The sequence below is a fragment of the Veillonella sp. KGMB01456 genome, assembly GCF_023051165.1.
Lineage (GTDB): Bacteria > Bacillota > Negativicutes > Veillonellales > Veillonellaceae > Veillonella_A.
The window spans coordinates 1-14,560 of sequence record NZ_JALKIG010000019.1 but is presented as its reverse complement, the minus strand read 5'-3'; the positions used below and the strand labels follow the sequence as shown (position 1 = coordinate 14,560).

14 protein-coding genes and 1 other annotated feature are annotated in these 14,560 nt (G+C 43.0%); all 14 genes read left to right on the top strand.

Annotated features, from left to right (window positions below):
* The first annotated feature begins 5 nt into the window (after positions 1-5).
* Positions 6-3,209 (top strand): carbamoyl-phosphate synthase large subunit, encoded by a 3,204-nt coding sequence (gene carB / locus MXE28_RS06850; RefSeq protein ID WP_021841301.1) that lies wholly within the window; start codon positions 6-8, stop codon positions 3,207-3,209.
* A gap of 8 nt (positions 3,210-3,217) precedes the next feature.
* Positions 3,218-4,192: a dihydroorotate dehydrogenase electron transfer subunit gene (locus MXE28_RS06845; RefSeq protein WP_247239981.1), complete on the top strand. Its 975-nt coding sequence runs from the start codon at positions 3,218-3,220 to the stop codon at positions 4,190-4,192.
* A 73-nt stretch (positions 4,193-4,265) separates the two neighbouring features.
* Positions 4,266-5,225, top strand: coding sequence for a dihydroorotate dehydrogenase (locus tag MXE28_RS06840; RefSeq protein WP_156704317.1), 960 nt, complete (start codon positions 4,266-4,268; stop codon positions 5,223-5,225).
* A gap of 231 nt (positions 5,226-5,456) precedes the next feature.
* Positions 5,457-6,587, top strand: coding sequence for an ATP-binding protein (locus MXE28_RS06835; RefSeq protein ID WP_021841298.1), 1,131 nt, complete (start codon positions 5,457-5,459; stop codon positions 6,585-6,587).
* A 2-nt stretch (positions 6,588-6,589) separates the two neighbouring features.
* On the top strand, positions 6,590-7,201 hold the full coding sequence (locus MXE28_RS06830; RefSeq protein ID WP_021841297.1) for a hypothetical protein: 612 nt from the start codon (positions 6,590-6,592) through the stop codon (positions 7,199-7,201).
* A gap of 128 nt (positions 7,202-7,329) precedes the next feature.
* Positions 7,330-7,782 (top strand): HutP family protein, encoded by a 453-nt coding sequence (locus MXE28_RS06825; RefSeq protein WP_156704305.1) that lies wholly within the window; start codon positions 7,330-7,332, stop codon positions 7,780-7,782.
* A 64-nt stretch (positions 7,783-7,846) separates the two neighbouring features.
* Positions 7,847-8,605 carry a glycosyltransferase family 2 protein gene (locus MXE28_RS06820; protein WP_021841295.1) on the top strand — a complete coding sequence of 253 codons (759 nt, stop codon included), beginning with the start codon at positions 7,847-7,849 and terminating at the stop codon, positions 8,603-8,605.
* Between the two features lie 2 nt (positions 8,606-8,607).
* Positions 8,608-9,540, top strand: a complete 933-nt coding sequence (locus tag MXE28_RS06815; RefSeq protein ID WP_021841294.1) for a glycosyltransferase family 8 protein — start codon at positions 8,608-8,610, stop codon at positions 9,538-9,540.
* A gap of 4 nt (positions 9,541-9,544) precedes the next feature.
* Positions 9,545-10,558, top strand: a complete 1,014-nt coding sequence (locus tag MXE28_RS06810; RefSeq protein WP_021841293.1) for a glycosyltransferase family 8 protein — start codon at positions 9,545-9,547, stop codon at positions 10,556-10,558.
* An 82-nt stretch (positions 10,559-10,640) separates the two neighbouring features.
* A complete protein-coding gene (locus MXE28_RS06805) occupies positions 10,641-11,807 on the top strand; it encodes a nucleotide sugar dehydrogenase (RefSeq protein ID WP_247239980.1) in 1,167 nt (388 codons plus the stop codon).
* Between the two features lie 86 nt (positions 11,808-11,893).
* Entirely contained in the window at positions 11,894-12,901 is a 1,008-nt protein-coding gene (locus MXE28_RS06800) for an NAD-dependent epimerase (protein WP_021841291.1), read from the top strand.
* 178 nt (positions 12,902-13,079) lie between these two features.
* Positions 13,080-13,192, top strand: a sequence feature (ribosomal protein L20 leader region).
* Positions 13,193-13,208: 16 nt separating this feature from the next.
* Positions 13,209-13,730, top strand: coding sequence for a translation initiation factor IF-3 (infC, locus tag MXE28_RS06795; protein ID WP_006555055.1), 522 nt, complete (start codon positions 13,209-13,211; stop codon positions 13,728-13,730).
* Positions 13,731-13,748: 18 nt separating this feature from the next.
* Positions 13,749-13,946: a 50S ribosomal protein L35 gene (rpmI, locus tag MXE28_RS06790; RefSeq protein ID WP_006555054.1), complete on the top strand. Its 198-nt coding sequence runs from the start codon at positions 13,749-13,751 to the stop codon at positions 13,944-13,946.
* Positions 13,947-13,981: 35 nt separating this feature from the next.
* On the top strand, positions 13,982-14,332 hold the full coding sequence (gene rplT / locus MXE28_RS06785) for a 50S ribosomal protein L20 (RefSeq protein ID WP_021841290.1): 351 nt from the start codon (positions 13,982-13,984) through the stop codon (positions 14,330-14,332).
* Positions 14,333-14,560: the final 228 nt, after the last annotated feature.

Genomic DNA, 14,560 nt, shown 5'->3' with positions numbered 1-14,560 from the left:
GACCAATGACAATGGAAAATAAGAAAATACTCGTTATCGGATCGGGCCCGATTATTATCGGCCAGGCAGCAGAATTTGACTATGCCGGTACCCAGGCTTGCCGCTCCCTTCGCGAAGAAGGCTATGAAGTAGTGCTGGTAAACTCCAATCCGGCAACCATCATGACGGACCGCGACATTGCGGACCGCGTATACATTGAACCAATCAGTTTGGAATTTGTAACGGAAGTTATCCGCAAAGAACGTCCTTACGGCTTGCTCGCTACTTTGGGCGGCCAGGTAGGCCTCAACATGGCGGTGGAATTATCCGAAGCGGGTATTCTTGAAAAATACGGCGTAAAATTGTTGGGTACAACTTTGGCGGCTATTAAACAGGCGGAAGACCGTGAACTTTTCAAAGAAGCCATGGAACGCATCAACCAACCGGTACCGGAAAGTGATATTTTCAGCGACGTAGATAAAGCCGTTGAATTTGCCAATAAAATCGGTTATCCGATTATTATTCGTCCGGCTTACACCTTAGGCGGCACGGGCGGCGGCATTGCGGCCAATGAAGAAGAAATGTACATGATTGCCCTTCGCGGCATCAAACTCAGCCCGATTCATCAGATTCTCGTTGAACGCTCGGTAGCGGGCTGGAAAGAAGTGGAATATGAAGTTATGCGCGACAGTGCGGACAACTGCATTATCGTATGTAACATGGAAAATATCGACCCGGTAGGGGTTCACACGGGGGACTCCATCGTTGTGGCACCAAGCCAGACGTTGAACGATATTCAGTACCAAATGCTTCGTACCGCATCGGTAGACATCATTCGCTACCTTGAAATCGAAGGGGGCTGTAACGTACAGTACGCCTTGGATCCGTACAGCAACCAGTACTATGTAATCGAAGTAAATCCGCGTGTATCCCGTTCGTCCGCGTTGGCGTCGAAAGCAACGGGCTATCCGATTGCCAAAGTGGCCGCCAAAGTTGCCCTCGGCATGACGTTGGACAGCATCACTAACGCTGTTACGGGGGAAACGAAAGCTTGCTTCGAACCATCCCTTGACTATGTGGTAACGAAATTCCCACGTTGGCCGTTTGAAAAATTCAACTTGGCCGATCGTACCTTGGGGACTCAGATGAAGGCCACCGGGGAAGTTATGGCCATTGACCGCACCCTGGAAGGCTCCCTTTTAAAAGCCATCCGTTCTTTGGAAATCGGTCTCGACCATATTGAGCTCAAAAAGATTGCTCACGAAACACCGGAACAGCTCATCGAACGTCTTCGTTTGGTAGATGATGAACGCATTTACGTAGTGGCTCAGGCTCTTCGTGCGGGCATCAGCGTGGAAAAAATCCACTTTATTACGAAAATCGACATGTTCTTCATCAATAAGATTAAGAACATCGTAACCTTAGAAAAGAAATTAGCCTCCGAAGGTATTACGGAAGACAACCTTCGTCAGGCGAAACGCTACAGCATGCCGGACAAAGTGATTGCCCGCTATGCCAATGTAACGGCTGACGACGTATTGGCTAAACGTCAGGACATGAAATTATTCCCAACCTACAAATATGTAGATACCTGTGCGGCCGAATTCGAAGCCCATACGCCATACTACTACAGTGCCTATGCTATGGAAGACGAAGTGGTACCTCGCGGTGAAAACAGCGTTATCGTACTCGGCTCCGGTCCGATTCGTATCGGTCAGGGCGTAGAGTTCGACTACTGCTCCGTTCATTCCTCTTGGGCTCTTCGCAAAGCCGGCAAACAGTCTATCATCATCAATAACAATCCGGAAACAGTAAGTACGGACTTTGATACATCGGACAGCTTGTATTTCGAGCCACTTACCGTGGAAGATGTTATGGAAGTTATCCGCAAAGAAAATCCAATCGGTGTAATCGCTCAGTTCGGTGGTCAGACAGCCATTAACTTGGCAGGTCCTCTCGCTGAACGGGGTGTTAAAATCCTCGGTACTTCCGTGGACAGCATCGACATGGCGGAAGACCGTGAACGCTTTGACGAGCTCCTTGCCGAACTCGGTATTCCACGTCCTGTAGGGGCCTTGGTAACGAGCCATGAAGAAGCGTTGGCTGCGGCGCAGCGTTTATCCTATCCGCTCATCGTGCGTCCGTCCTATGTACTCGGCGGCCGTGCCATGGAAATCGTGTACAACGACAAAGAACTTGACGTGTACATGAAAGAAGCGGTAGTGGCCTCCAAAGATCATCCGGTACTTATCGACCGCTATATGGTGGGTATGGAAGTGGAAGTTGACGCCATCGCCGACGGCGAAGACGTATGTATCCCGGGCATCATGGAACAGATTGAACGGGCCGGCGTTCACTCCGGTGACTCCATTGCGGTATATCCGGCTCAGCATTTGTCTGAAGAAATTACGAACCAAATCGTTGATTACACCCAGCGTATTGCTCGCGGTTTGAATGTAAAAGGTATCGTAAACATTCAGTACATCGTAGCTAACGGTGAACTCAATGTTATCGAAGTTAACCCGCGTTCCAGCCGTACCGTACCGTTCATCAGTAAAGTTACGGGCATCAACATGATTGAATATGCAACGCGCATTGCTCTCGGTGAAACGATTAAATCCATGGGCTTACCGACCGGTTTGGTACCGGCTAAAGATTATGTAGCTGTTAAAGCGCCGGTATTCTCGTTCTCCAAAATGGGCCTCGTAGAAATCGCTTTGGGACCTGAAATGAAATCCACCGGTGAAGTTATGGGTATCGGTCGTACCTATTCGGAAGCCTTGTTCAAAGCCATTCATGGCGCCAACATGCGCATTCCTGAAAAAGGCCATATCCTCATGACCGTAGCGGACCGTGATAAAGAAGAAGCAGCACGTCTTGCCAAAGGCTTTATCGACCTCGGCTACCACATTCAGGCAACCGGCGGTACGGGCAAATATTTCGAAGAACATGGTATTCCATGTGTCATTGTTAACAAGATTCACGAAGGTCAAAACAACTGTGCCGATTTGATTCGTCGCGGTGAAGTTGACTTGATGTTGAACACCTTGACTTACGGCAAACGCCCTGAACGCGAAGGCTTCCAGCTTCGTCGTTTGGCCGTTGAAATGGGCACCCCTTGCTTGACATCCTTGGATACGGCACGCGAAGTATTGCGTGTAGTAGCCGGTCGAGCTAATGAAGAAATTAAGATTGAAGTCGAAGCGTTACAAGATTTTGAGATGGAGTGATACACGCAATGAGCGGTTATGTAGAAATGGCGCGAGTGCTCCGCAATGAGCAAATTGGTGCCGATGTATGGATTATGGATCTGTATGCACCGAAACAGGCCGCTGAAGCGGAAGTAGGCCAATTTTGTAATGTACGAGTAACCGGCGGAACGGCGCCTTTATTGCGCCGTCCCATCAGTTATGCCGGTTTTGATAAAATTGAAGGCACCATTACGCTCTTGTATCGCGTAGTGGGGACCGGTACGGACATGATGACGCACCTCAAAGAAGGGGATACCCTCGATTGTTTGGGCCCTTTGGGCAGTCGTTTTGAAATGACCGACAACATGCTCCTCGTGGGCGGCGGTGTCGGCATTGCACCGATGCTCTGCATTGCGTCAAAATTGAACGAAATTGAAGATACAACTCGTTACACCAATGAAGAAGACGAAACAGTGATTAAACCGGTGGCGGCTAAAAAAGCAACCGTCGTGCTCGGCTTCCGCAATGAATCGGAAACCTTCTGGGCCGACTTGTTTAAAGCCTATGATGTGCCGGTCTATGTGACTACCGATGACGGTTCCGTTGGGACGAAAGGGTTCCCGACAGCTATTATGCCGGAACTCATTCAGTCTGAACGCGGTGAAATAGCGCGTCAGTTAACGCCGTTTTTACACGGTGAAGCGGCCGGTGAACATTCTGTAGGCGCTGAAGCTGCTGCTACTGCTGAGAATGTAGTCGCCGCTGAGTCTGAATCCTCTGAAAAGGTGGCGAGCATTGGGTTTACGAGCGTGTTGACTTGCGGTCCGACCCCAATGATGAAAGGCGTTGCGAAAGTGGCGTCCGAATTCAGCGTGCCTTGCCAAGTATCCCTTGAAGAACGCATGGGTTGCGGCACGGGGGGCTGCTTAGGTTGCGGCTGTGACGGCCGTGGCGGCAAACGCTACAAAGTATGTAAGGACGGCCCTGTATTTGCCGCTGAGGAGGTGTTTTTCAATGAGTAATACCTCAGATACTAAAATGCATGCCAATCACGGTGCAGACGCCAATTTACACGGTGAAAAAGACTATCAGACTATGGATCACAGCAAAGATTTGAACGGTAAAAAGCCGTCTTATAAAGATTTGGCTGTTGAATTCTGCGGGATTAAGATGAAAAATCCGATTGTGGCTGCCTCAGGCACCTTCGGGTTCGGTTTTGAATATGCCGATTATCTTGACCTCAGCAACGAAGTGGGCGCCATTTCGGTGAAAGGCTTAACGCCGACGCCGCGGAACGGTAATCCGGGCACCCGTATTGCGGAAACACCGTCCGGTGTATTGAACTGTATCGGTTTGGAAAACCCTGGTGCGGAAGCGTTTGTACGGGATATTTTACCAGAACTGAAACAATACGATGTGCCGATTTTGGCAAATATTTCGGCGGCCGACGTGGAAGGGTACGCATTCATGGCGAAGACATTGTCTGTGCCGGGCATTGCGGGCCTTGAAGTCAATATCAGCTGTCCGAATGTTAAAAACGGCGGCATGGCCTTCGGCGTATGCGCTGAATCGGCGGCGGCCGTTTGTAAAACCGTTCGTGAAAACACGAATTTGCCGGTTATCATGAAATTGTCGCCGAATGTAACGGACATCGTGGAAATTGCGACGGCTGTTAAAGAAGCCGGTGCTGACGGCTTATGCCTTATCAACACCTTACTTGGTATGGCGATTGATATTAAAACACGTCGTCCCGTACTCGGTAATTTGTACGGTGGTTTATCCGGTCCGGCCGTTAAACCGGTGGCCCTTCGCTTAGTGCATCAAGTGGCGCAAGCCATCGACTTGCCGATTATGGGCATGGGCGGCATTATGACGGGCACCGATGCCATCGAATTCATGTTGGCCGGTGCGGATATCGTGTCCGTCGGTACAGCAACCATGGTTGATCCATGTGCCATCGGTAACATTGCACGTGAAATGCATGAGTACTGCGAAGCAAGCGGTTTGAATCATGTGAGTGAAGTTGTAGGGGCATTGGAACCGTATAGATTTTAAAAGCTTTAGAAACTTTAAGAGAGTTTGAACTGCATATAGAGAGAATGAAAGGTGCGAGATGAAAATCTCGTGCCTTTTTTGTGTTTAAGCGATTATTACAATAATTATTTTGTCCTAAAGCCATTGAGTTTAGCGTTGAAAATATCTTTAATAAAAATTAAAAGATAAACCGATTTTCGGTTTATCTTTTTGGGGAGGTTTGTTATAATAAAGAAAAAGGAGGTGTTATATATGATTCTGAATTTTGCGATTGAAGGGTTTACGTCGTTTAATGAGCGTCAAGAAATATCGTTTACAGCGTTCAACAAGCAACGTATAAAAAATACCAAATATGAAGAGAACTATGTATTAGAAAGCCCGTTTAGGGAGTGCAAGTCAATATTATTTTTTGGCAATAATGCAGTGGGGAAAACAAATGTAATTTTAGCATTAAGTACATTGAGATATATTTTAAATACAGGAAAGTTTCCTGATCCTCGATGGTTTAATTGGTATAATACTCAAATGGGCTTTGAATTGGTAGTATCAAAAGGGCGAGATTATTACGAATATAAAATAAAAATTAATAGAGACGGTTATATAGTTAGTGAAGCTCTATTAAAGAACGAAGAGAACATTTTTACATTTGATTCGAATATTTTACAAAGTGAGTTGTTGGACAATAAAATTGAAGAAATCTATTCAATCCGCTCAACGTCGCCAGTGCTTTTAAAACTTAAAGATTTTATTCATAAAGAATATGATGAGTTTATGGAAGCAGTTAAAAAGATTAGTGTGGTAATAACCAATTCTTATGATTTAGATGATAAAGGGCTACGATATGAATTTTCTGAAATAACGAAGCAAAAGATTGAGACTAATAAAGCATTAGCTTTGGAATTATTGCAACAAATTGATAGTTCTATTGTTGATATAAGCTTTAAGCTATATGATTTGGAAGAAAAAACATATGAGATTTATTTACATAGATATTCTCGAAGAGAAAATAATAATATTAAACAAAATATAGCGGATGAATCAAGTGGGGTAAAGAAAATAGTGTCATTATTAGCTAAATTGTTGTCGATTTATGATGGGGAAACATTAGTAATTGATGAGTTAGATTCTTCTATTAGTACTCGTTCACTAATGCTTATTTATAACAATATGATTAATAATGGTAGAAATAGATCCGGTCAATTAATAGTATCAACACATAATTTAGAATTATTGAACCTAGACTTATTTGCACCGGAGCAGATTTATATTCTTTCAAAAAATGATTGTTTGTCTACTGAAATAAATTCATTGGCGGATTTTGATTTACGTAGTAGCAATAAGAGGTTAGCTGTTAAATTTTTACAAAGGGAATTCGAGGTATAAAAGTGGGGTATAAGCGGAGAAAACGCAATATAATTCAATCGAGTCATTTAAAAATTCATATTGCTTGTGAGGGTCCAAGTGAAGAATCAATTTTAAAAGACGTTTTAAAAGATTATAAGTACATTACTGTTAAAAGTATTGATGGTGGTGGCTATGGTAAGTTTACCAATTATGTAGAACGCAACAAGGATTTATATCCGATATTCTTTATTGTTGCGGATTTGGACAAAGCTCAAAATGATGAATCGGCGAGAAGATTGTTAAATGAAATGATAAAAAAGGTGAATATTTTATCGAATATGAATACTATTTTTTTGACCGGCCCTGAAATTGAATATTGGGTAGCGTGTTGTATTGGAAGGCCAAACCTTACTAGTGATGATTTAAGTGCTATGGATTATAAAAAAGGAAATAAAGTTGCTGATTTTATTAGTAAAAATCATGGCAGCTATTGGTTAGGATGTCAATCAATCACTAATAATAGACTGTATTATAATAAAATGAGTCATAAAGATAAGTACTCAATAGCCCCTGAAAACTTGCAGAATAAGCAGAGTAATCTAGTTAATTTGCTCCCTTATATTCAAAAGATGCAACAAGATAAATTGAATTAAATTTGAATTTTATGATTTTAAATAACATAGAAATAGACTTTCAATATCACCGGTTGGAGAATATCTTCAACCGGTGATATAATATTAAGATAGAGATAAATTGGTAGATTGGTAGGAAGGTGACTATCATGGAATATAACAGTATTGCGGTAGGACGGGCAGCATTGCAGTTGGCGATTACAGAATCGCGTCAAAAAGAACAAGAATTACGTAAAGAATTACAAGAAAAAGGAATTCGCTCCGTAGCGGTTGACTTTGGCGGTCAATTCGTACAGTCCATTCCTAAAATTATAGAACATGCCGTCGTAGCAGCTCAGCGTCAAAAAGTAGTAGCCGATAATCACATCGGCGAAGGAGCCGTTATCGGGGCTACCCAAGAAGCGTTGGAACAACTCAAACGTAAGGCCATTGGCCTCAATGTGGGCGGTAAAATCGGCATTGCCCGTTATCGTGAACACATCAGCGTGGCCATTTATGTAGGCGTCGGTATTTTGCATTTGAACGAAATCGCTGTGGCCATTGCTCATAGAAGCTTGCCGGCTAGAGAAGACGAAGTAGGACAAAAGAGCGCGGGAGAATAGATTTTAATCAGTTGCAATAAATAGGGATCAACTAGTACAGTATGGAGTAATTGGAGGCGAATCAGTGAGTTCACTAGCCGTCATTATTTTGACAAAAAATGAAGAAAAACATATCGAAGCAGCCATTCAGAATGTGAAGCAATGTGCGGATGAAGTACTCATTATCGACTCCGGTAGTACGGACAATACAGTAGCCATTGCCGAAAAAAACGGGGCAATAGTTCGTTATCGCGCCTGGGATGATGATTTTGCGGCGCAGCGAAACTTCGCCTTAGAACAAACCTCGGCTGACTGGGTGTTGTATTTGGATGCGGATGAACGCATGGATGAAACAATGTGCCGAGAAATTCGCTACATTGTTGTGGAGAACCGTGTGGGCGAATATGGTTTAAAACGCGAAGTTATCTTTAACGGCCATCGGTTTAAACATGGCATTTTTGCACCGGACATCGTTTATCGATTATTTCCCCGCGAAGCGGTTACCTGGGTAGGCAAAGTGCATGAGCATCCGGAAACGAATTTGCAAAAATCGATACTAAAAGGTGCTTTAGATCACTACTCCTATGAAAGCTGGCATCATTGGCTTCAAAAGGCCGATCATTATACGACAATTTGGGCTGAAGAGCAGTATTCTAAAGGCAAGCGTATTACACTGGGAAAAGCATTTTCGCACTCCTTTGTTGGCGGCTTGCGAGCTTTACTTTTAAAAGGTGCTTTTTTAGATGGCTGGATGGGCGTGTTTTCTTCCTATCAGCACGCATTTTATACCATGCTGAAATATGTAAAATTGCATGAATTGCAGCAACGGGAAAAGGGTAAATAAGCATGGATGATATAGTTATAGTATTGGCGGCTGATGATAATTATGCACAGCACGCGGCCGTAACGGCGGCTTCTATCTTACTTCATACGACTGAGCCGCAACGAGTTTCATTGTATATCTTAAGTGATGGTATAAGTGAAACGAAGCAACAGAAAATTAAAGACACGGTTAACGATTTAAAAGGCCGAGTACAGCTGATAGCCGTGGACGGTGACGCCATCGAAGGCTTTACCAGCGGTCACATCAGTAAAGCGGCTTATTTACGTTTAATGATTCCGGAATTGTTGCCCGACCATGTTGAGAAGGCGATTTACTTTGATACGGATTTAGTTGTGACCGGTGATGTGGCCGAACTTTGGCAGCTGTCATTGGGCGGTCATCCGGTGGGAGCGACGGTTGATTTAGGTATTATGTCATCCAAACGTAGTCGTCGTGAAAAACATGCATCTATCGGCTTACATGAGTTAGATGACTACTTTAATTCCGGTATGATGGTCATTGATGTGTCTCAGTGGCGCGTCAAAAATTATGGCAATGCAGTACTAGCTGAGATTACGTCGAATCAATTTCGTCACCACGACCAGGACGGTTTGAATAAAGTGTTTAAAAATGATTGGCAGGAATTGCCGCTCCGTTGGAATGTTATACCGCCGGTGTTCTCGTTGCCACTAAAAATTCTATGTAGTGCCAAGTGGCGTAAAAAGGCCATTGAGGCCTTGAAAAGCCCGGCCGTAATACACTGGGCGGGGCGCTATAAACCGTGGGAATTTACCTATGAAAAAGCATTTAACGGCATATATTATGAGGCGTTAAAAGAAACTCGTTTTAATGATGCGGTTATGCCACAACTGAGTAAAGATATGCACGGAAAATCCCTTGCAAGACAGCTTATGCGAATTCATTGGGCAAAATTTTGGCAAGCTATAGGTGGATAAACAGATGAAAACATTTTCAAAAGATTTTTTTCAAATAAAAAATTTCATAAAAGAGCGAATAGATTTTAACTACTCGAGCACGGATGAAGGTGCTTACCACATCGCCTATAATGTCAATGACGGGTTCATTCATATCATGGGCGTTTCGGTTGTGTCGGTACTGGAAAATAACAAAGATAAAAACTTTGTGGTTCATATTTTTGTGGACGGTTACAGTCCGGAAAATTTGGCAAAAATCGAAGAAATGGCCAAACAGTGGCAATGTCATTGCATTGTGTACTTGCTCGACATGACGCCGTTTAACGACTTCCATATTAAAGTGGCGCGTTTTTCCAGAATTACCTATGCCCGAATTTATATGCCTAAAGTCATTAAGGAATACAGCGATAAGTTTATTTATCTTGATGCGGACACCATGGTGTGCGATTCGCTTACTGAATTATGGAACATGGATTTGCAGGGCAAGGCTATGGGTGCTGTTTCGGAAACACCGGAATCCGTTGCGTATCGAGCCGGTCATTTGAAGTTAAAGTCCGGTAAATATTTTAACGATGGCGTTATGGTTATAGATATTACCCAATGGGAAATAGACCAAATCACCGAAAAGGCCTTTGCGTATCAGAATGAACCGCCTAGTCGTTTCAAAGGGCAAAGCCAGGACGTGTTGAATTTAGTATTTGATGGTGATTTATATTTCTTGCCGGCTGCTTTTAATGCGTACGGCGGTGCTGCTGAATTTGACGGCAAACCGGTTATTGCTCATTGGACGGGTCGTCGCAAACCTTGGCAAATGGTGTTGACCGATATTGATGCTTTGTGGCGTAAATATAATGCCTTGGCACCATGGGAGACGATTGCGCATGTCTTGCCGGTGAAAAAGCCGGAAAACTACCATGATTTCCAGCAATGGGGCGACTACCAGAAAAAGCAGGGCCATTACGGTAAATTCTTGCAAGGTATTTTCTGGTACAGTGTGTTGCGTGTGATTTATAAATTGGGCGGCAACAAGAAGAATTAGGTGAATAAAGATTAGCAGCTTAATTATTAAAGTTAGGCAGCAATTGAATGTTTGAAGTATTTGATTATTAGGAGTGGCGAAGATGAAAATTGCAATTGCCGGGACCGGTTATGTAGGTTTATCCAACGGCTTATTGCTGGCACAGCATCATGAAGTGGTGGCGTTGGATATTATTCCCGAAAAAGTAGACATGCTGAATAAAGGGCAGTCACCGATTGTTGATGCGGATATATCCGCATTTTTGCAACGTGATGATATTAACTTTAAAGCAACTCTGGATGCTAAAGAAGCGTTCGTGGGTGCCGACTACATCCTCATTTCCACGCCGACTAATTATGATCCGAAGAAAAACTTCTTTGATACATCGTCCGTAGAAGCTGTTATTGAAGAGGTATTGAATATTAATCCGGACGCCATTATGATTATCAAATCAACGATTCCGGTTGGTTATACGGCTCAGATGCGCGAAAAATATAACACAGAAAATATTATTTTCTCGCCTGAATTCTTGCGTGAAGGCAAGGCTTTGCATGATAATTTATATCCGTCTCGCATCGTTGTGGGCGAACGGTCAGATCGAGCTAAGGTCTTTGCCAATTTATTGGCTGAAGGGGCCGTTAAAAAGGATATTCCGATTATCTTTACCGGTTCTACCGAAGCGGAAGCAATTAAATTATTTGCCAACACGTATTTGGCATTACGCGTAGCTTACTTCAATGAACTTGATTCCTATGCGGAAATGCGCAATTTAAATATAGCTGAAATTATTAAGGGCGTATGCTTAGATTCGCGTATCGGTGATTTCTATAATAATCCGTCCTTCGGTTACGGTGGTTACTGCTTGCCGAAAGATACGAAGCAATTATTGGCTAACTATCATGATGTGCCTCAGAACTTGGTGTCGGCTATCGTAGAAGCTAACCGCACGCGTAAGGACCATATCGCCGATATGATTATTGAGCGGCAACCGAAAATTGTTGGCGTATATCGTTTGACGATGAAAAGCGACTCTGATAACTTCCGGGCTTCGGCTATTCAAGGGGTTATGAAGCGCATTAAAGCGAAAGGTATTGAAGTTGTTGTGTATGAACCAACATTAGAAGCTGATGACTTCTTCCGTTCGCGCGTTATTCGTGATTTGGCTGAATTCAAAGCCATGAGCGATGTTATCATTACAAACCGTTGGTCTGATGATTTGGCGGATGTGCAAGATAAGGTTTATACGCGAGATTTATTTGACAGAGATTAATTAGAACGGAGCATATTATTTAGTAAATTAAATGGAAATTTTGCTCAGTAATAATGAGTGGTTTGAGAAGGGATTGTGGGGCAATAATGGCTTCCTATAAAGAATTTGATATAACTAAAAAAGTTCTTATTACCGGGGCGGCCGGATTTATCGGTTTTCATTTGGTAAAATTGCTCCTCGATAAAGGGGCTACGATATTAGGTTTTGACAATCTGAACGATTACTATGATGTGTCGTTAAAAGAAAGTCGTTTAGAGATTCTGAAGGCATATTCAAAGTTTACCTTTGTAAAGGGGAACCTAGCCGATGAAGTGGCTGTTAACGGTCTTTTTGAAAACTTCAAACCGGATATTGTAGTTAATTTGGCGGCTCAAGCGGGGGTTCGCTATAGCATCGACAATCCGCGAGCCTATATGGAATCGAATATGATGGGTTTCTTCAATATTTTGGAAGCCTGTCGTCATAGTCCGGTAGAGCATCTGTTGTTCGCCTCCAGTTCCTCGGTATACGGCAATCAGCAGAAGACACCATTTGCCACAACGGATAATGTGGACCATCCAATCAGTCTATATGCGGCCACAAAGAAATCTAACGAGCTCATGGCCTATACATACAGCCATTTGTATGGCATTCCGACTACGGGCTTACGATTCTTTACCGTATATGGTCCATATGGTCGTCCTGACATGGCCTACTTCAAATTCACCAACAAGATTATGAGCGGAACGCCGATTCAGATCTACAATAAGGGTGATATGTATCGCGACTTTACCTATGTTGACGATATTGTGGCAGGGATTGAACGGATGCTATGTAATCCGCCGGCTAAAAATGAAGCAGGGGATGCTTATAAGGTGTATAACATTGGCAATAATAAACCGGAACAGCTTATGCATTTTATCGAAGTCTTGGAACAGCAATTAGGGAAGACGGCTGAAAAAGAATTTTTACCGATGCAGCCGGGCGATGTGTATCAGACCTATGCCGATGTAAGTGAATTGGAAAGGGATTTTGACTTTAAGCCGGAAACTACGATTGAAGAGGGATTAGGGAAATTCGTGGCATGGTACAAAGAATATTACTCAGTGAAGTAGCCGATAAAGGTATAAATTTAAGCAAAGATTGCCTTAGTAATTATAGTTAGTTGAGCATTTTAGTCTGTAGCAGATGCTTTGACTGAACGCTCAAACTATGATATACTATCAAAGTTAACGAAATAAAAGAGCAAATAGTGGTTGACAAGATCTTTTAGATTTGTTATCATAATGAAGTTGAATGAAGTAGAGGCCATCCGCTTCTCACCTGTTGTCTCGAAATAACGGGTTGAATATCTAACTAGTTATCAGTTACGGATGGCATTATGCCGTCCGTTTTTTTATTATAGAAAATAATTTGTTGGAGGTGACTATTATTAGCAAAGATACGCCGCGTATTAATGAAGAGATTCGCGCCCGTGAAGTTCGTGTGGTAAGTGCCGATAATGAGCAATTAGGTATTATGTCGGCTCGTGAAGCTCTTGCGTTAGCCGAAGAACATCAATTGGACTTAGTGGAAGTGGCACCGAACGGTAAGCCGCCGGTATGTCGAATTATGAACTACGGTAAATATCGCTATGAGCAACAGAAGCGCGAAAAAGAAGCTAAAAAGAAACAGAAGACATTTACTTTAAAAGAAGTAAAGCTTCGTCCCCATATTGAAGATCATGACTTCTATGTAAAAATGAAGAATGCTAGTAAATTCCTAGCAGAAGGTAACAAAGTAAAAGTTACCATCATGTTCCGTGGCCGAGAATTGAGCCATCCTGAATTGGGTCAGAATGTATTAACCCGTTTTGCCAAAGAATTGGAAGAACAGGCAGTTGTTGAGAAAGCAGCTAAGCTTGAAGGGCGAAACATGACGATGATATTAGCAAAAAAAGGATAATTGAGGAGGAAACTAATCATGCCAAAAATTAAAACTCGCCGTGCAGCGGCTAAACGTTTTGTACCGACCGGTAGCGGTGAATTCAAACGTGCGAAAGCTTTCAAGAGCCACATCTTAGAAAAGAAATCCCCGGCTCGTAAACGCAATCTTCGCAAAGCAACTTTGGTTAGCAAAGCCGATTACAAACGCGTTGCTAAATGTTTACCATACGCTTAATAGTTAAAATTACTGGATAATGGAGGAAATATACAATGGCTAGAGTGAAAAAGGGCGTAACTGCTCATGCACGTCATAAAAAAATCTTAAAATTAGCTAAAGGCTATCGCGGTACACGTAGTCGTTTGTTCAAAAAAGCAAACGAAACGGTAATGAAAGCATTATACTATGCTCGTCGTGACCGTCGTGCGAAAAAACGCGAATTCCGTAAATTGTTCATTACCCGTATCAATGCGGCTGCCCGCATGAACGGTATGAGCTACAGCCGTTTCATCGCCGGCTTAACTAAAGCAGGCGTTGCAGTTGACCGTAAAATGTTAGCTGATTTGGCTGTTAACGATATGGTTGCTTTCGCTAAATTCGTTGAAGTAGCTAAAAACGCATAAGACAAACGAATAAGAAATATGAGAAAAAAGGTGTAGAGATTCACAAATAAGTGAATATTCTACACCCTTTTTTTTGTACGCCGAATAGGCATGACAAAACCCCCAGTTAAACTGGGGGTCGGTAAAAAATTGAGTTATAGGACAAAAAGTGTGTGTAGAAAGTGCTGCAAACCTAGATAAATACTGGGTTTGTAGCACTTTTATCTTTTTTTGACAAAGATAAAGGGT